Here is an 18,483-nt window from a genome sequence, read left to right on the forward strand (position 1 = left end):
AAGGTGATCATAATGCGGAATATCTTTTCCAGCTTCCGACTGCTCTCTGCCGTGACAGGTGCGGCGCTGACGCTCGTGATGCTCCAGCCCGCATCAGCTCAAGTTCAGCAGCAGCCGACGGCCGCCGGGCTCTGGCAGAAGATCGAGGATGGCAAGCCGGTCGGCTGGTTCCTCTTCATCGATCGCGGTGGTGTCTTCGAAGGCGTGATCGCAAAAACCTTTCCGCGGCCGGGCGACGACCCGAACGAGGCTTGCAACAAGTGCACTGACGATCGCAAGAACGCGCCGGTGCTTGGCCTGTCCTTCGTGCGCGACATGAAGCGTGACGGCTTGAAGTACGAAGGCGGCAACGTGCTCAACCCGCGCGACGGCAATATCTGGAAGGCCAACATGAAGGTCAGCCCGGACGGGCAGACGCTGACCTTGCGCGGCTATCTCGGCATTTCCCTGCTCGGCAAGGACGAGAGCTGGACCCGCCTGCCTGATGCCAACATCGCGCAGATCGATCCCGCCATCGTCGCAAAATATCTGCCCGCGCAGGCCGCCGCCGCGGTGAAGCCGCCGGCCGCGCCGAAGAAGAACCCAGCCCCAGCAATGGCGCCCGCGCCGAAGCAGTAGGGCTGCGAGACGGCACGCAGGGCCGTCATTCAAAGGGCTAATCGCCCCAGCAATCTGAACAGTAGTTCCCCGGACTGCGCTTTGGCTCTTGTTTTGCATAGCCTGAAGCCAAAGCTGCTGGGGGAGCGAATCGCTGTTTCCACGCCTGCTGCAACCCTGCAGCCGGAGGACAGCGGCGCTTGCGCCCCGCGGCGAACACGATCCGCGGAGACGACGAATGCCTGCGAGACTGCGTGCGGCTTTGGTGCTCGGGCTCATGGCCGGGCTCGCCAATTCGGCACTGGCGCGCGATGACGGCCGTTTTGCCAATTCGCCGCTAAAACCCTGGTTCGAAAGCCTGCACAGCGAATTCGGGGCATGCTGCTCCGATGCCGACGGTTACGTGCTGGCTGATGCCGATTGGGAATCCTATCAGGGCAAGTACCGCGTGATGATCGACAATGTGTGGGTCATCGTGCCTGACGGCGCGGTGCTCACGCAGCCGAACAAGATCGGCCGCACGATGGTGTGGAAGCACTATATCGACGGCCACCCGCGCGTGCGCTGCTTCATGCCGGGCAGCATGACGTAGTTTTCCTATATTTGAGCATGATCTCCGCGCAAACGCGTTCCGCGTTTGTCGCGAGGGAAAACCGCGTCACACTTTTCGCTAACGCGGCCCTTCGGGTCCGGATCATGCTCTAGAACCTGTACGTCACGCTGCCGAGCACGGTGCGGCCGATGCCGTAAAAGCAGTCGCCGCGTGCCAGGCACGTGGTGACGTGGCGCTTGTCGAAGAGGTTGCTGGCGTTGACCTGTAACCGCCACGGACCGTTGTCGTAGCGGACCATGGCGTCGAACAACGTGTAGTCCGGCGTTCGGATGGTGTCGGTGCCGTCCCAGGACTGTCCGATATAGCGTACGCCGCCGCCGACGGTGACGCCGGGCAGGCCGAGCACCGTCAGGCGATATTTTGCCCACAGCGAGGCCTGCTGCTCCGGCACGGTCTCGACATGCTTGCCGGCATTGTCGCCGCTTTCGACGCGCGCATCGAGATAGGTGTAGGCGGCGATGAGGTCGAGATCCGGCGTGACGCGCGTCAGCACCTCGAGTTCCGCGCCGCGAATGCGCACCTTGCCGGTCTGGACCGAGAGCAGCGGATTGTCGGGGTCGCTTGCCAGCCGGTTTCGCTCTGTCGTATCGAAGATCGCGCCGTTGATCGCGTTGCCGGGCGCGGGATTGTACTTGAAGCCGAGCTCGACCATTTCGCCGCGCTGAGGCGCGCAGACGGTTGCGCAGACCGCTGCGCCAAAGATCGGATTGAACGATTGCGCATAAGTCACGTAGGGCGTCAGGCCAAACGGAAGTTCGTACATCAGCGCGGCGCGGCCGGTCGTCGCCTGGTGGGTCTCGACCGGCAAGCCCTGCGTAGCGCTGGTAACGTAGTCGTGGCGCAGGCCGAGGACCGCGAGCCATGGTCCCAACCGCAACTGGTCCTGCGCATAGATGCCGAGCTGGCTCTGTTTCAATTCCGGCTCGGCGCTCATGGCCGGCGGTGCGATGCCGGTATAGACCGGCGCGTAGAGGTCGAACGGCGTCGCATCATAGTCGCCGCCGGATGACGCGCGTTCCCTGAAATTGCGATAGTCGACGCCGAACAGCGTCTTGTGCTGGACGGGGCCGGTTGTGAACTTCAGCTCGGCGTTGCTGTCGGAGGTGAGGGTGTCCTTGACGCTGTCGCGGGCCCAGACGAAGCGTGCCACCGTGCGCCGCGCGGGATCGAGGAACGGATTGTCCGGGTTCGTGTACACGTCCGGATACATGCCGTGATAGATGCCCTCGACATGGGTGTAGCGCACGTTCTGCCGGACCGTGAGCGCATCGTTGAAGCGATGCTCGAACAGGCTGGAGATCGCGCCGGTTTCGGTCTGGTAGCGGTCCCAGCCCGGCTCACTGGTGAAGCGGTTGACCGGAATGAAGCCGTTGGGACCGGGATAGAGCGTGCCTTCATGCGGCAGGAAGGCGGTGGTCGAACCGGTCTTGTCCTTCTGATAGGTGCCGAGCACGGTCCAACTGGTGTTGTTGGTCGGCCGCCATGTCAGCGAGGGCGCGAGCAGGATGCGGTCGTCCTTGACATAGTCGGTCTGTGTGTCGCTGTCGCGGAACACGCCGACGAAGCGGTAGAGCCACTCACCGTCCCTGGTCAGCTTGCCCGTGGAGTCGAGCTGCACCTGCTTGCGATTGAAGCTGCCATACTGCACGCCGATCTCGTTGGCGCTTTCGGCCTGCGGCCGCTTCGAGATCAGGTTCAACAGGCCTGCCGTCGAGGTGTCGCCGTAGAGCACGGAGGAGGGGCCGCGCAACACCTCGATGCGCTCGAGCGTGTAGGGATCGGGCCGCCATTCGTTGAACAGCCAGGTGTTCACCACGCGCGTGCCGTCGAGATAGATGTTGGGATCCTGGCCGCGGACGCGCGGATAGTCGCCGCGCGAATCCGCGCCATAGGCATCCGCAAACACGCCGGGCACATAGCGCAACGACTCCTGCACATTGGTCGCGCCCTGGTCGATGACGCGGTCGGCGGTGACGACGGTGATCGATTGCGGCGTCTCACGCAGCGGCGTGTCGGTCTTGGTACCGGTCGCGCTGCGGCTCGCGACATAGCCGCGCACGGGGCCCGTCGCGGTTTCGCCGGCGCCGGCGCCTTGCCCCGCCACGGCTGCATCATTATTCGCCGGCGCGCGCTGAGCCTGGCGGCGGCGGCTTGCTGCTTGCGCAGCCTGGCGCGCGCGAGTCTGGTTGGCGCGCACAGCGGGACGCGACGACTGCTCGACGACGACGGGCGGCAAGTCCTGCGGCGCGGGTTGAGCCTCTGCTTCGGCGAACGCCATCATGCCGGCCAGCATCGGCAGCACGCTGCCGAGAATTCCCGTCGTCTTCAGATATGTTGTCATTCGCGACCCCATCATTTCGGTGGGGACGACTAACAAGCACCATCGTCACGCTGAAGAGCCGGAGGGACGCAACGGCCCCTCAATCACCCGTTTTAGAATTAGTATTCCTGTAAACGGAACGCACGCCGCTTGATGCGAACGCGCGCATGCATGAGAGTTAGCGTGGGGGCGTGCGTCTCCACACCAGCGCTCACATCATCCGAGCCCCAATGTTCGGCCAAAGTGCTGCGCACGCATCTGCAAGATGACGGAAAGAGTTTGGTGACGACGTTTCAGTCGCCTTGATGAACTGCGACAATATTCTTCCTTCGAATGCGCTCCTCAGTGGGCGCACGCGCGTTATCATCGGGGCGGCGCGAATTTGCGGAGGAAGGAATGGGTATCGAGGCAGAACTGAAATTCCGCATCCCCGCCCGCAATCTGAAGGCGCTGCGCCGGATTCCCGGAGCCAAGTTCGGCCCTCGATCTGAAACCGATCTGGTCTCGACCTATTTCGATACCGCGAACCACAAGCTGAAGCGCCGTGGCCTGACGCTTCGCGTCAGACAAAATGGCAAGACGAACATCCAGACCATCAAATCGGCCAACGGCGCGCAATTTGGTCGCGACGAATGGGAAACGGAGATCAAGGACAGTGCGCCTGACCTTGGCAAAGCCAAAGGCACGCCGGTCGAGCCGCTCGCGACCAGGAAGTTGCGCCGCAAGCTGAAGCCCGTGTTCGAGACCTCGGTCCATCGTACCACAGTGCCTTTGCGCACCCGACGAAGCGAGATCGAGCTTGCCGTCGATCGCGGTCGCATCACGGCGGGACGCCGTTCGAGCCCCATCGAGGAGGTTGAGCTCGAGCTCAAGAGCGGCCGGCCGGTCGATCTGTTCCGGATCGCCAGGGCGCTGCAGCGCAAGTCCGGGGCCGAGCTCGATCTGCGCTCGAAGGCAGAGCGGGGATATGATCTCCTCCGGAACAGCGGCCATCCAGTCACCGCCGTCGAGCCAATCGAGCTGAAGCCTGGCCTGACCCCAGGTGAGGTGTTTCGCTTGATCGGGCGCGCCGCGTTCCGGCATTTTTCGGCCAACGTGGACCCGGTCCGCAACGGCGATCCGGAAGGCATCCATCAGATGCGGGTTGGACTGCGGCGGCTGCGTACGGCCATATCGCTGTTCTCAAAAGTCCTCACCGGCGCCGGAATGGAAAGCATCAAGACCGAGCTGAAATGGCTCACGTCGGAGCTTGCGCCTGCGCGGGAGATCGACGTCTTCGTGACGGAAAACGTCGAACCGGCGACGCACGACGCATTGCTGCATCGGGGCGGCAAGGCGATCAAGAAAGAGTTCTCAGCGAGGCGCAAAGCCGCATTCGCGCGTGCGGCAAAGGCGGTCAATTCGCAGCGCTACCGGTCGTTGCTGATCGACACCCTGCAATGGATCGAAGCGAAACAAACGGTGGCGACCGGGGATGCCGGAGCGCGGATTGACGAATATGCCGACGACCTGCTGCGTCGCCGCATCAAGAAGGCACGCAAGGATGGCCGGCATCTCGGCGAGATGTCGATCCCGGAGCGGCACAAGTTCCGTATCAGGATCAAGAAGGTCAGATATGCAATCGAGTTCCTTGAAAGCCTTTATCCGGGCAAGCGCGAACAGAGACGGCTCGCGCGCATGTCAAAGCATCTCAAGCGGATTCAGGACGCGTTGGGCTCGCTCAATGACTTCGCCGCACATCGCGAGATCGCCGTCGATGCCGCGCTCAATGAGTCCCGTCGAAATGGCCGAGTGCGCGCTTTTGCATCGGGCATAGTGCTCGGCCGCGAGGATCAGGCGATCAAGCCGCTGATGAAGGTCGCGACCAGGGAAGCGCGCGGGCTCGCCGCATTTTGATCGGGATCAGGTCACTGGCGCGGGGTTGAACAGCGTGAGAAGCGCTCTGTCGACGGCCGTCCGCGCATTCGCTGCTTCATGCCGGGCAGCATGACGTGAAGCGCCTTCTTGCTTGCGTCCGGCGGCGTGGATCATCGCAGGCGGAATGCGGCGGAGCGGATGTCGGAGGGAGTCGCGTTGTAGGCGCGGCGGAACGCCCTGTTGAAATAGGAGATGTCGCTGAAGCCGCAATCGAAGGCGACCGCACTGATCGTGCGGGTCGCCAGGTCCGGGTCCTTCAGCATCTGCAGCGCGCATTCCAGCCGGCGGGCCATCACGAACTCCGAGAAGCTGGTGCCGTCACGCTCGAACAGCTTGTGCACGTAGCGCGGCGAGACGCCGTGGCGCAACGCGACGCTCGCCGCCGACAGTTCGTGATCGCCGACGTTCTTGCGAATGTCGGTCTTGATGGCCTGAAGCCGTGCGGCCGCAACGCCGCGCCGTTCCGCTTCGTGCGCCACGTCGGCGCTCGTGCCGAGCGCGAGCGCCGCGAGATCAATGATGTGGCTCGCGACCGCTTGTGCGATCGAGGGGTCATCGAGCGGACCCGCCGCATGAAGCGCATTCACATACTGCACGAGCAGTCGAAGCGCGCCATTCTCGGCAGGGATCTGGCTCGCATAGGCTGAATCGAGATCCTGCACCAGCGCCGCAAGTTCCGGCCGGGGCAGCACGATGGTCAGGAATTGTCCGGGGCGGTGCATCGTGCTGATCGACGGATCGGTGCCGGAGATCACGACGGCCGTGCCGGGACGGCCGATGATCTCGCGTCCGAGCTGCCGCGTGGTCGAGGCGCCACTGATCAATACCGAGAGGCCAAAGCCGTCCCGGGCGCCGACGAGGTGCTGCCGGGTGAGGTGATAATGCGCAGGCGATCGCGATCCAGCGACGAGGCCGATGCCCGGCAGGCTCTGGAAGGTCACGCTGGCATGAAACGGCTCATCGCCGATCGGCTCGATGTCCACATTCGCGATGCTGCGGCCGTAGAACTCGCGCCATTTGGCGAGGCGTTGCCGGGCGGGGAATGCGTCTGTGGAGATCCGGGCCGGAGCAAAGGGTGATTTGGGCGGGGCCATAGAGAATAGTTGCGGTCGAGCGTCCGGCGGTTCGATCGACTATCAGCCGGAAACGCACCGAGCAACTGCGTGAGGCGACATCTTGTTGTCCGAATGCATCATATGCGCAGCTTTGATGGTCGAGTTCGCATCCGTCCTGTTGTGTTCACTCCGGTCCAAGTCGCGCGCGGCGCCGACGATTAAATGATCCTGCGGCGGGCATGTTCGCCCGCTCGGGATTCGCGCAACGCGCGCAGGGCTGTCGGAAGGGACGTGGGAATGGTGGACGGGGCGGCGAAGCAGGAACGGTTCGGGGCGTTGGAGCGCGGGCAGAGCTCTCCTGCGGTGGCGCGTTATCCCGGCCTCGTGCGCCTCGGCATTGCATGCGCCTGGCTTGCCTTGCCGATCAGCGCCGCGACTGCCCAGACGGTGCGCGCTCCTGCACCTGCAGCGGCGACCGTCGCGAGTTGGGCCGGCTTTTATCTCGGCGCGGGCGCCGGCTACGGCGCGACCGCCTTCAACGAGGCGACATACAGCTTTGACGCGCAGTTCTCCGGGACGCAGCCTCGGGCGGGGCAGGGGGCGTTTGCCACACTGCTCGCGGGCTACGATTGGCAGTTCGCATCGCGCTTCGTCCTCGGGGCGATGATCGATGTCGATTTCGGCGGACCTGAGGCCCGCAACGACTTTTCGGGCTTTGGCGTTCCCGGCCCCTTTCATTTCAAGCGCGAAGGTGCGTGGTCGGCGGGCGTGCGTTTCGGCGTGTTGATGACGCCTGATACGCTCGTCTATGTGCCGGTGGGCTTCCGCCAGGCCAGGTTCTCCTGGGAAGATGCGTATTTCTCCTTCATGAGCCAGCCGATCGGGCGTTCGGCAACGACCCAGGGCTGGTTCGCAGGTCTTGGCCTTGAAACGCGGATCGGCGGCAACTGGACGCTGCGCGGAGAGTATCGCTACGCGGCGTTCGGCGATGTCTGCGCCGGCAGCCGAACGTTCCAGACCACCTCGATCTGCCAGGGCACGCAGCCGACCTTCGGCATCACCCGCATCGAAGACCTGGTCGAGCAATCGTTTCGCGTCGCGGTTGCCTATCGCTTTCCAACCGGCGCGCCGCTCGACACCACGGGATTTGGCGCGACGGCTGGCTTGCGCAACTGGACCGGCTTCTACCTTGGCGGCGGCGTCGGCGGTGGAAGCCAGCACATGAGCAACCGCAGCTACGACTACCTCACCGGCAGCTATCAGACGTCCGTTGATCTTGGCGGCCGGGGCGTGCTCGGGACCATTCTTGCCGGCTACGACCACAAGTTCGCGCCGCATTGGGTGGCAGGTGTGTTCGCCGATGGGGAGTGGAGCAACATCGGCTCGCGTCAGGTGCAGAACAACGGCATCAATTCGAGTAGCGGTTCGTTCACGCGCGATCGCGCCGTCTCGGCCGGTGCGCGCCTCGGCTGGCTCGCGATGCCCGATACGTTGCTCTATGTACCGGTCGGCTACACGCAATCGCACTATTCCTGGGACGGTTCGTTCCACAGCTTCAGCCCCGTCGACAAGAAGACCTTCGATGCCTCGCTCGGCGGAATCTTCGCCGGGTTCGGCATTGAGACCATGTTCGCCGATCACTGGTCGCTGCGCGGGGAGTACCGCTATGCCTGGCTGAGCGGCAACGTCTGCGGCGGCAGCACCGTGGTCCAGGTCACCCCGATCTGCAAAGGCGTCAACGACGGCGTCGATTACGTCCTGCGCACCGAGAATTTCCGCGAGCAGACGGTGCGCGCCGTCGTCTCGTACCGGTTCAATTGACGGCCGCAGCAGCGTCGTTGGCGTGAATCTCCTTGTTGCCGAAATGCACCGGCGATCGATGAAAGCAGGACGAATGCACTCCAGTCCAAGCTGATTTCGCTCCAGTCCAAGCCTCGATCGGCACGGTCCCGTAGATTCGTGCGACGTCGAACGAAAGGAATTGATCGTGAAGAACGCGCTTCTCGTTGCCGCTGCGATGGTCCTGGGTGGAGTGGCCGCTGCCGACGCGGCCGATCTGCCGCGGCCGTCCTATGTCAAGGCGCCGCGGCTCGAGGCCACGCTGTACGACTGGACCGGCTTCTATGTCGGCGTCAATGCGGGCTATGGCGTCGGCCGCAATCTCACGAGTTCCGGCTTCACCGGCACGATCTTCAATGAGACCAATCGGCTCGCGCCGCAGGGCGGGCTCGGCGGTGTGCAGGCAGGCTATAACTGGCAAGCCGGGAATTTCGGTCTCGGCAATGTCGTCGTCGGTGTCGAGGCGGACATCCAGGGTGCGGACCTCAACGACGATCGCTGTGGCATCTTTGCGCTGACGAACTGCACCGCCACCGGCGTGCGCTATGCGCAACGGCTCGGCTGGTTCGGCACGGCGCGTGGCCGCATCGGCCTCGCCAATGGTCCGGTGCTGAGCTACGTGACCGGCGGCGTCGCCTATGGCGGCGTGCGGACCAGTCTCAGTGAGACAACCGACAGCTTCGCCACCAGCGAGACGCGGACAGGCTGGACCATCGGCAGCGGCGTCGAAGCCGCTCTTGCCGGCAACTGGACCGGGAAAATCGAATATCTCTATCTCAATCTCGGCACCCAGACCGGTGCTGGCACCCTGCTGGCGGCGCCGACGAACTTCTCGTCGGATATCCGCGAGCACATCTTCCGGGTCGGGTTGAACTACCGCGTGGGCGGCGCCTCCTATCGAGAGCAACCGGTCGCGAACTGGGCAGGCTTTTATGTCGGCGGCAATGTGGGTTCGGCGATCGCTCGTAATGACAGCACCTATGGTGTCGCCGGCACGGCCGACCCCGGACGCCACGAACTGAGCCCGAAGGGATTCATCGGCGGCGCGCAGACCGGTTACAACTGGCAGGCATCCAACTGGGTGTTCGGCCTGGAAGCCGACTTTCAGGGCTCGACCCAGCGCGACAACGAGCTGTGCCTGGTGTGGTGTGGCATCGGCGGCGTGCCGTTCCTGGACGACGTCACCATCGATCAACGGATGACCTGGCTCGGCACGGCGCGGGCGCGCATCGGCTATTCGGTCGGATCATCCCTGTTCTATCTGACTGGGGGCGCGGCCTATGGCAATGTCAGGACGACTCTTGTCGACACCAGCAATTTCGGCGTCTTCGCCTCCCAACAGGTGACGTCGTCGCACAGCAGGAGCGGCTACGTCGTCGGCGGCGGTCTGGAGTCACCTGCCAATTTGTTCGGCCTGCTCGGACCGAACTGGACGGCGAAGACCGAATATCTGTTCGTGGACCTCGGCAGCGTCACCGACGTGCACACCACCATCTTCGGCGCAACCTTCGCTCATACCAGCCACTTGCAGGAGCACATCTTCCGCAGCGGGTTGAACTACCACTTCAACACGCCTGTTGTCGCGAAGTACTGAGGCGCCGTCACGTCACCGGCGCGGGGTTGAACAGCGTGAGATCGTTGTGGATGCCCCAGCGGTCCGACCACGGTTTTGTGCGGCCGCTGGCGACGTCGAGGATCAGGCGGAACAGGTCCCAGCCGGTTTCCTCGATGGTCTTCTCGCCGGTGGCGATGCGGCCGGCATCGAAGTCGATCAGGTCTTTCCAGCGCCGCGCGAGCTCCGAGCGCGTCGCGACCTTGATGACGGGTGCGGCCGCAAGGCCATAGGGCGTGCCGCGGCCGGTGGTGAACACCTGCAGCGTCATGCCGGAGGCGAGCTGGAGCGTACCGCAGATGAAGTCGCTCGCAGGCGTCGCCGCAAACAGCATGCCCTTCTGCGTCGCCTTCTCGCCCGGCGAGAGCACGCCGGTGATCGCGCTCGAGCCGGACTTGACGATCGAGCCCAGCGATTTCTCCACGATGTTGGCGAGGCCGCCCTTCTTGTTGCCCGGCGTGGTGTTGGCGCTGCGATCGGCGCCCCCGCGCGCAAGATAGGAATCGTACCAGGCCATCTCGCGCACCAGCGCGCGGCCGACGTCCTCGTTGATGGCGCGGCGGGTGAGGAGCTGGATGGCGTCGCGCACCTCGGTCACTTCCGAGAACATCACGGTGGCGCCGGCGCGCACGAGGAGATCCGCGGCAAAACCGACGGCCGGGTTCGCGGTGACGCCGGAAAACGCGTCGCTGCCGCCGCATTGCAGGCCGATGATGAGATCGGCGGCGGAACAGGTCTCGCGCTTGCGCCTGTTGAGCACTTTCAGGCGGGCTTCCGCCTGGGTCATGATGGCATCGACGATGGCACCAAAGCCGTCAAAGGCCTCGTCCTGCATGCGCACGATGGCATCGCTGACGCCTTCGGGCACGAGGCGCTCGGGCGCGAGCTTTTCGCAGCCGAGGCCGACGACGAGAATCTCGCCGCCAAAGTTCGGGTTGAGGGCGAGGTTTTGCAGCGTGCGGATCGGCACCACCGCATCGGGCGCAGTGATGGCGACGCCGCAGCCATAGGCATGGGTGAGCGGCACGACGTCGTCGACGTTTGGATATTTTGGCAGCAGCTCGGCGCGGATGCGCTTCACCGCATACTCCATCGTGCCCTTGACGCATTGCACGGAGGAGGAGATGCCGAGGATGTTCTTGGTGCCGACGGAGCCGTCCGGGTTGCGATAGCCTTCGAAGGTATAGCCTTCGAGCGGCGGCAGCGGCGCCGGTACGGCGGTCGAGATTTCGAGCTTGTCGAGCGCGGGCGCCTCCGGCATGCGGATGCGCGCCTCATCCACCCACTCGCCGGCGAGGATGAGGGAGGCGGCATAGCCGATCACCTCGCCATAGCGGATGATCGGCGCGTCCTGCGCGATGTCGACCAGCGCCGTCTTGTGCCCTTGCGGGACGAAGGCGCGCAGCGTCAGCCCGCAGGTAAAACGGGATCCGGCGGGAAGCCCGAAATCATTGACCACGATCGCGACATTGTCGCGCTCGTTGAGCTTGATGTAACGGGGCTGCTCTTTCGCTGCGACTGACTGGTCCATGAGGACTCCGAATGTGTAGGGCGGGTTAGCCTTGCGACTGCGCGAAGCGCAGTTCGCTCAGCGTAACCCACCAACGTCTTTATCCGCGTAAGCAGAAGAGGTGGGTTACGCCTCGCGGACTGCTCGCGCAGCCGCGGGGCTAACCCACCCTACGATATCGTCAACCCGGATTGGTGTAGGCGGTCTTCACTGTGGTGTAGAACTCCCGTGCATAGGAACCCTGCTCGCGGGCGCCGTAGCTCGAGCCCTTCCGGCCACCGAACGGCACGTGATAATCGACGCCGGCGGTCGGCAGATTGACCATCACCATGCCGGCCTCGCTGTTGCGCTTGTAGTGCGTCGCGTATTTCAGGCTGGTGGTGCAGATGCCGGAGGCAAGCCCGAACTCGGTGTCGTTGGAGATCGCGAGCGCCTCTTCGTAATTCTTCGCGCGGATGACGGCGGCCACAGGTCCAAAAATTTCTTCACGCGCAATGCGCATGTTGTTGTTGGCTTCCGTGAAGAGCGCCGGCTGGAGATAGTGGCCGGGCGTTTCGCGCTTCAACAGCTCGCCGCCGAAGGCGAGTTTTGCGCCTTCGTCCTGGCCGACCTTGAGGTAGCGCAGGTCCTGGTCGAGCTGGCTCTGGTCGACCACGGGGCCGATATGGACGCCGGCCTTGAGCGCGTCGTCGACCTGCAGCGCCTTCATGCGCTCGGTCATCGCCTCGACGAAGCGATCGTGAATGCCGGCCGTGACGATCAGACGCGAGGAGGCCGTGCAGCGCTGGCCGGTCGAGAAATAGGCGCCGTTGACGGCGACCTCGACCGCGGTCTTGAGGTCGGCGTCGTCGAGCACGACGAGCGGGTTCTTGCCGCCCATCTCGAGTTGGAATTTTTTCATCGGCGTCGAGAGCACGCAGGCCTGCGCGATCTTGCGTCCGGTCTGCACCGAGCCGGTGAAGGAGATCGCGGCCACGTCGGGATGGTCGAGCAGCGTCTGGCCGACCACGGAGCCCGAGCCGACCACGAGGTTGAACACGCCGGGGGGAATGCCGGAGCGGGTGATGATCTCGGACAGCGCATGCGCGGAGCCCGGCACCAGTTCGGCGGGCTTGAACACGACGGTGTTGCCGTAGCAGAGCGCGGGCGCGATCTTCCAGGCCGGGATCGCGATCGGGAAATTCCACGGCGTGATCATGCCGACGACGCCGACGGGCTCGCGGGTGATCTCGACTTCGAGGCCGGGACGGACGGACGCGCCTTTCTCGCCGGTCAGCCGCAGTGCTTCACCGGCGAAGAACGCAAAGATCTGGCCCGCGCGTGCGACCTCGCCGATGCCTTCGGGCAAGGTCTTGCCTTCCTCGCGGGCGAGCAGGCGGCCGAGCTCTTCCTTGCGGGCGAGGATCTCGGCCGAAATCTTGTTGAACGCGTCGTAGCGCTCCTGCGGCGTCGAACGCGACCAGGCGGGGAAGGCGGCCTTCGCGGCGGCGATCGCCTTCTCGGTCTGCGCCTTGTCGGCCTTGGCGTATTCGCCGACGACATCGTTCGTGTTGGAGGGGTTGATGTTCCTGGTGACGGCGGAGCCGTCGACCCATTCGCCGCCGATGAAGTTTTTCAGGATCGCTGTCATTCTTTCCTCCAGAGTTTCTTAGCGCACGAGGCAGGGACGCTTGTCGTCAAAGGTCCAGCCGGGGATCAGGTACTGCATGGCAATAGCGTCATCGCGTGCGCCAAGTCCATGCTGCTTATAGAGGCCATGCGCCGCTTCGATGGCAGCCCGGTCGATTTCGACGCCGAGGCCCGGCCTGTCAGGCACGGCGATCTTGCCGCCCTCGATCCTGAACGGCTCCTTGGTCAGTGCTTGACCGTCCTGCCAGATCCAGTGAGTGTCGATCGCGGTGACCTTTCCGGGCGCAGCGGCGCCCACATGGGTGAACATCGCGAGTGAAATGTCAAAATGGTTGTTGGAGTGCGAGCCCCAGGTGAGGCCATTGTCGCGGCAGGTTTGGGCAACACGCACCGAGCCCTGCATGGTCCAGAAGTGGGGATCGGCGAGGGGAATGTCCACCGAGCCGAGCCGTAGCGCATGGGAGAGCTGGCGCCAGTCGGTCGCGATCATGTTGGTAGCGGTCGGCAAGCCCGTGGCGCGGCGGAACTCGGCCATGATCTCGCGGCCGGAGAAGCCGGCCTCCGCGCCGCAGGGGTCCTCGGCATAGGCGAGGATGCCGTGCATGTCCTTGCAGAGCCGGATCGCCTCGTCGAGCGACCAGGCGCCGTTCGGATCCAGCGTGACGCGCGCATTGGGAAAGCGTTTGGCGATTGCGGTGACTGCCTCGATCTCCTGCTCGCCGCGCAACACGCCGCCCTTGAGCTTGAAATCGGCAAAGCCGTAGTGGTCGTGGGCGGCTTCGGCGAGCCGCACCACGGCTGCCGGCGTCATCGCCTCCTGATGGCGGAGATTGAACCAGGCGGGCTTGCCGGTCTCGCCTTCGATATAGGCGAGGCTGGTCTTGCTGACGTCGCCGACGAAGAAGAGGTAGCCGAGGGTCTCGACGCTGTCGCGCTGCTGTCCCTCACCGAGCAGGGCTGCGACGGGAAGGCCGAGATGCTTGCCGAGCAGGTCGAGCAGCGCCGACTCCACCGCGGTGACCGCATGGATCATGATGCGCAGGTCAAACGTCTGCTTGCCGCGGCCGCCGGCGTCGCGGTCGGCGAATTTTGAGCGCATGTCGGCGAGGATGTTGTTGAGCGAGCCGACGGTCTTGCCGATCACGAGCTCGCGTGCATCTTCCAGCGTCTTGCGGATCTTTTCGCCGCCCGGCACCTCGCCGACGCCGGTGTGGCCGGAGTCGTCGGTGAGGATCACGATGTTGCGGGTGAAGAACGGCGCGTGCGCGCCGCTTAGGTTGAGGAGCATGCCGTCGCGGCCGGCGACCGGGATCACCTGCATCGCCGTGACGACCGGTGCACCCAGGAATCCGATGTGGATCGCATCGTGAACCATTCGCCGCTCCTCCCTGTCTTGCCTTGGCTTATTCTGCCGCCTGCTGCGCCGATTGGATGGCGGGCAAGTTTTGCACGAGTGCGGTCAGTTCCGCCATCTCCTGTTCGGTCAGGTCGGTGAGCGGCGGACGGACCGGGCCGGAATCGCGGCCGATCACCTTCATGCCGGCCTTGATGATCGAAACGGCGTAACCCTTCTTGCGGTTGCGGATCGCGATCAGCGGCAGGATGAAGTTCTTCAAGCCGGCGTGGATCGCCTCGTGATCGCGCTTGCGCACCGCGGCGTAGAACTTCGTGGCGAATTCCGGCACGAAGTTGAACACGGCGGAGGAATAGGTGGTCACGCCCATGTCGAGATAGGGCAGTGCAAAAGTCTCGGCGGTCGGCAGGCCGCCGATATAGGTCAGGCGGTCGCCGAGCTTGGTGTAGACGCGGGTCATCAGCTCGATGTCGCCGATGCCGTCCTTGTAGCCGACGAGGTTCGGGCAGCGATCGGCGAGACGCGCGAGCGTGTCGGGCTGGAGAATGGCGTTGTCGCGGTTGTAGACGATGACGCCGATCTTGACACTGGCGCAGACGGCTTCGACATGGGCGGCAAGGCCGTCCTGCTCGGCATGGGTGAGATAGGGCGGCAGCAGCAACAGGCCGTCGGCGCCGGCCTTTTCCGCACCGATGGCAATCTCGCGGGCGGTCGCGGTGCCGTAGCCTGTGCCGGCGAGCACGGGCACGCGGCCTTTGGTCTCCTCGACCGCGACCTTGACCACTTCAGGAACTTCCGCCGCCGTCAGGGAGAAGAACTCACCGGTGCCGCCGGCGGCAAACAAGCCGGCGACGTCATAGCCGCACAGCCAGTCCATGTTGGCGCGGTAGGTCGCCTCATCGAACGAATAGTCGGCCTTGAACGGCGTGACGGGGAAGGACAGGAGGCCGGAACCGATCTTTGCGGCCATCTCCTGCGGGGTCATCTTGCTCATGGGCGCCACTCCCTTTTCTGGCTTTGGGGGACACGCGAGGGGCGCGCGTCGATGTTGTGGGGGACGCGAGGACGCGTCCATGGGCCATTTACTTAAGAGAGCATTCGATGCGCGTCCAAGCCAAAGCCTATATCGAATGATGCGTCTTGAGCATCAATCTTCCATCGCTTCCGCCGAGCCCAGCTCGCCCGCGATCTTCACCAGCGCCGACAGCAGCGGGTTCTCGTCGTCGCGGCGCCACACCATGAACAGCTCGGCCGGGACGCGCGTGCGCAGCTTCAACGGCCGCAACCGCACGTCCGAGATTTTCAGGCTGGCGGCGGCGGCCGGCACGATGGAAAGACCGAGGCCGGCGCGCACCATCGCGAGGATGGAATGGATCTGGCTCAAATGCTGGACGTAACGCGGCAAGATGTCGGCGCGCGTGAACAGCGCCACCAGCAGATCGTGGAAATAGCGGCTCTCATAGGGCGAGTACATCACGAAGGGCTGGTTGTCGAAGTCCTTGATCGTGACGGACTCTGCACCGGCGAGCGGATGCTTCTTCGGGATCGCGGCGAGCAGGGGCTCTGCGACCACCCGGCGGCTCGCAATCTCGGGCCGCGCGATCGGCGGACGCAGCAGGCCAGCGTCGATCTGGCCGGAGGCAAGCGCCTCGAATTGGTCGCCCGATACCATCTCCTTCAGCGAAAAATCGACCTCGGGCATTTTTGCGCGGCAGGCGGCGACGAGCTCGGGCAGGAAGCCGTAGGCGGCGGCCGCCGTGAAGCCGATCTTCAGCGAGCCGGTCTTGCCGAGCGCGATGCGGCGGGCGACCTGCGAGGCGCTCTCGGCGAGTTTCAGGATGCGGCGCGCTTCGGGCAGAAAACTGCGGCCCGCGGGGGTCAGGCGCACCGAGCGGCTGGTGCGCTCCAGGAGCGGCGCGTCGATGATGTGCTCGAGCACCTGGATCTGCCGCGACAGCGGCGGCTGGGTCATGTTCAACCGCGCCGCGGCGCGGCCGAAATGCAATTCCTCCGCCACGGTCACGAAACAGCGGAGTTGGTTGAGGTCGAACATCGATACAGACCGTAGATGGATAAGGCGCTTCTCCGGCATTTCTAGCATCGATCACCTCCGAAACAAAGACGGCGGCTTTTTGAGAGCCGCCGTGAGTTGCCTGATCCAGCTCCGCCTTTAGGCGGTGCGCTCAGGAGGAAGGCTTCAGCACCACCCGCTCGATCTTGCCGACGATCACCAGATAGGCGATGGCGGCGACCAGCGCGTTGGCGCCGACGAACACCAGCGCGCCGTTGAACGAGCCGGTCGCGGCCAGGATGTAGCCGATCACGATCGGGGTGGTGATCGAGGACAGGTTGCCAAACGTGTTGAACAGGCCGCCGGAAACGCCGCCGGCTTCCTTGGGCGAGGTGTCGGAGACGACCGCCCAGCCGAGCGCGCCGATGCCCTTGCCGAAGAAGGCGAGCGCCATGAAGCCGACCACCAGCGCCTGTCCATCGACATAGTTGCAGGCGATGATCGACATCGACAGCAGCATGCCGCCGACGATCGGGATCTTGCGCGCCAGCGTCAGGGAGCTCGTCTTGCGCAAAATCGCGTCCGAGATGACGCCGCCGAGCACGCCACCGATGAAGCCGCACAGGGCGGGGAGGGTCGCGACGAAGCCCGCCTGCAGGATCGACAGACCGCGCTCCTTGACGAGGTAGACCGGGAACCAGGTCAGGAAGAAATAGGTCAGCGTGTTGATGCAGTATTGGCCGATATAGACGCCGAGCATCATGCGGTTGCCGAGCAGTTGCCTTATGTGACCCCACTTCGGCCCGGAGTCCGGCGCGCGCTCGTGCTTCAAATCGTCCTTGGGCGCGTCGAGGTCGACCAGCGCGCCGCCCTCCTTGATGTAGTCGAATTCGGCTTCGTTGATGCCGGGGTGTTCCTTCGGCCCGTAGATGGTCTTGAGCCAGACCATGCCCATGATGATGCCGAGCCCACCCATGACGAAGAACACGTAGCGCCAGCCATAGGCGTGGGCGATCCAGCCCATCAGCGGCGCGAACAGCACGGTCGCGAAATACTGTCCGGAGTTGAAGAAGGCCGACGCGGTGCCGCGCTCATTGCCGGGAAACCAGGCCGCGACGATGCGCGCATTGGCCGGGAATGACGGGGCTTCCGCGATGCCGACCAGGAAGCGCAGCGCGAACAGCACGGTGACGGCGGCGGCTCCGTTGAAGAAGCCGATCCAGCCCTGCATCACCGTGAAGATCGACCAGACGATGATGCTGAAGGCGTAGACGATGCGCGAGCCGTAGCGGTCGAGCAGCCAGCCGCCGGGAACTTGCGCTGCGACATAGGACCAGCCGAAGGCCGAGAAGATGTAGCCCATGGCGACGGGATCGAGGTGCAGTTCCTTCGACAGCGCAGGACCTGCGATCGAGAGCGTGGCGCGGTCGGCATAGTTCACGGTCGTGACCAGGAACAGCATGGTCACGATGAAAAGCCTGACGCGGGATCTCCTCGCGTCCACCGCTGATGACACCACTGCGCTCATCGCGCGCCTCCTCGAATTATTTCCTCGAGGCCTTGTTAGTGGCGCGCGGCGCGCGGAGTCCAAGTTGAAGGGAGTATCGATTGATGCAGAATTTGGATCGATGTACCCGATCGCGAATGATCCAAAGCGGACAACGTCCGTGTTTTTGCTGTATAGTGCAGCTCATGAGCGAGCTGCCTGTTTTGGGGGCTAAGATCATGCACAGAATACTTGCTTCATTATCCTTGGCCTTCGTTGCCCTTCTTTGCGGTCCACAAGCAAGGGCGCAACAGGTTGCAGCCGAAACCCCGCAACAAATGCTGTCGGCTCAGATTCGCATGCAGGGTTTCATCTGTGAAAAGCCGCTTGGTGCAACGCGAGACAAAAAGCGTTCCCGGCCAGACCGCGCTGTCTGGGTGCTTAAGTGCAGCAACGCGACCTACAGAATCTCGCGCGCCCCAGACATGGCGGCGAAGGTCGAACAGCTTCCGTGAGCGAAGGACTCGTCGGAGACTGGAT

General features: G+C 64.1%; 14 protein-coding genes. 6 read left to right on the forward strand and 8 right to left on the reverse strand.

Translation table 11 applies throughout. The features are described from left to right. The first annotated feature begins 12 nt into the window (after nt 1-12). Nucleotides 13-618 carry a DUF2147 domain-containing protein gene (locus tag KUF59_RS15585; RefSeq protein WP_212457535.1) on the forward strand — a complete coding sequence of 202 codons (606 nt, stop codon included), beginning with the start codon at nt 13-15 and terminating at the stop codon, nt 616-618. A 217-nt stretch (nt 619-835) separates the two neighbouring features. Then, complete coding sequence (locus KUF59_RS15590) at nt 836-1,189, forward strand: hypothetical protein (protein ID WP_212457534.1); 354 nt, start codon at nt 836-838, stop codon at nt 1,187-1,189. A gap of 109 nt (nt 1,190-1,298) precedes the next feature. Here KUF59_RS15590 and KUF59_RS15595 read toward each other — a convergent pair whose 3' ends face one another. Then, the gene (locus KUF59_RS15595; RefSeq protein WP_258769660.1) at nt 1,299-3,551 is read right to left on the reverse strand and encodes a TonB-dependent siderophore receptor; all 2,253 of its coding nucleotides are present in this window, start codon (nt 3,549-3,551) and stop codon (nt 1,299-1,301) included. A 375-nt stretch (nt 3,552-3,926) separates the two neighbouring features. Here KUF59_RS15595 and KUF59_RS15600 point away from each other — a divergent pair, with 375 nt between their 5' ends. After that, nucleotides 3,927-5,426 carry a CYTH and CHAD domain-containing protein gene (locus KUF59_RS15600; RefSeq protein ID WP_212457532.1) on the forward strand — a complete coding sequence of 500 codons (1,500 nt, stop codon included), beginning with the start codon at nt 3,927-3,929 and terminating at the stop codon, nt 5,424-5,426. Nucleotides 5,427-5,557: 131 nt separating this feature from the next. On the opposite strand, the gene KUF59_RS15605 is transcribed toward KUF59_RS15600, so the two are convergent. Beyond that, nucleotides 5,558-6,541 carry an AraC family transcriptional regulator gene (locus tag KUF59_RS15605; protein ID WP_212457531.1) on the reverse strand — a complete coding sequence of 328 codons (984 nt, stop codon included), beginning with the start codon at nt 6,539-6,541 and terminating at the stop codon, nt 5,558-5,560. 258 nt (nt 6,542-6,799) lie between these two features. On the opposite strand from KUF59_RS15605, the gene KUF59_RS15610 reads away from it, so the two are divergent. Beyond that, complete coding sequence (locus tag KUF59_RS15610) at nt 6,800-8,323, forward strand: outer membrane protein (protein WP_258769661.1); 1,524 nt, start codon at nt 6,800-6,802, stop codon at nt 8,321-8,323. Nucleotides 8,324-8,489: 166 nt separating this feature from the next. Next, nucleotides 8,490-9,935 (forward strand): outer membrane protein, encoded by a 1,446-nt coding sequence (locus tag KUF59_RS15615; protein ID WP_258769662.1) that lies wholly within the window; start codon nt 8,490-8,492, stop codon nt 9,933-9,935. Nucleotides 9,936-9,942: 7 nt separating this feature from the next. Here the strand turns inward: KUF59_RS15615 and garD are convergent, their stop codons facing one another. The 6 genes from garD to KUF59_RS15645 all read right to left on the reverse strand — a co-directional run bounded on the left by garD (nt 9,943) and on the right by KUF59_RS15645 (nt 17,985). Next, nucleotides 9,943-11,484 (reverse strand): galactarate dehydratase, encoded by a 1,542-nt coding sequence (garD, locus tag KUF59_RS15620; RefSeq protein WP_212457529.1) that lies wholly within the window; start codon nt 11,482-11,484, stop codon nt 9,943-9,945. A gap of 160 nt (nt 11,485-11,644) precedes the next feature. Next, the gene (locus tag KUF59_RS15625; protein ID WP_212457528.1) at nt 11,645-13,093 is read right to left on the reverse strand and encodes an aldehyde dehydrogenase family protein; all 1,449 of its coding nucleotides are present in this window, start codon (nt 13,091-13,093) and stop codon (nt 11,645-11,647) included. 18 nt (nt 13,094-13,111) lie between these two features. Further along, a complete protein-coding gene (gudD, locus tag KUF59_RS15630) occupies nt 13,112-14,467 on the reverse strand; it encodes a glucarate dehydratase (RefSeq protein ID WP_212457527.1) in 1,356 nt (451 codons plus the stop codon). Between the two features lie 28 nt (nt 14,468-14,495). Further along, on the reverse strand, nt 14,496-15,440 hold the full coding sequence (gene kdgD / locus KUF59_RS15635) for a 5-dehydro-4-deoxyglucarate dehydratase (protein ID WP_212457526.1): 945 nt from the start codon (nt 15,438-15,440) through the stop codon (nt 14,496-14,498). A 153-nt stretch (nt 15,441-15,593) separates the two neighbouring features. Beyond that, nucleotides 15,594-16,499, reverse strand: a complete 906-nt coding sequence (locus KUF59_RS15640; protein WP_212457525.1) for a LysR family transcriptional regulator — start codon at nt 16,497-16,499, stop codon at nt 15,594-15,596. A gap of 130 nt (nt 16,500-16,629) precedes the next feature. Continuing rightward, nucleotides 16,630-17,985, reverse strand: a complete 1,356-nt coding sequence (locus KUF59_RS15645; protein WP_212457524.1) for an MFS transporter — start codon at nt 17,983-17,985, stop codon at nt 16,630-16,632. 164 nt (nt 17,986-18,149) lie between these two features. Here KUF59_RS15645 and KUF59_RS15650 point away from each other — a divergent pair, with 164 nt between their 5' ends. Further along, the gene (locus KUF59_RS15650) at nt 18,150-18,458 is read left to right on the forward strand and encodes a hypothetical protein (protein ID WP_249140218.1); all 309 of its coding nucleotides are present in this window, start codon (nt 18,150-18,152) and stop codon (nt 18,456-18,458) included. Nucleotides 18,459-18,483: the final 25 nt, after the last annotated feature.

It is taken from the genome of Bradyrhizobium arachidis (assembly GCF_024758505.1).
In the GTDB taxonomy this organism is placed as follows: domain Bacteria; phylum Pseudomonadota; class Alphaproteobacteria; order Rhizobiales; family Xanthobacteraceae; genus Bradyrhizobium; species Bradyrhizobium manausense_C.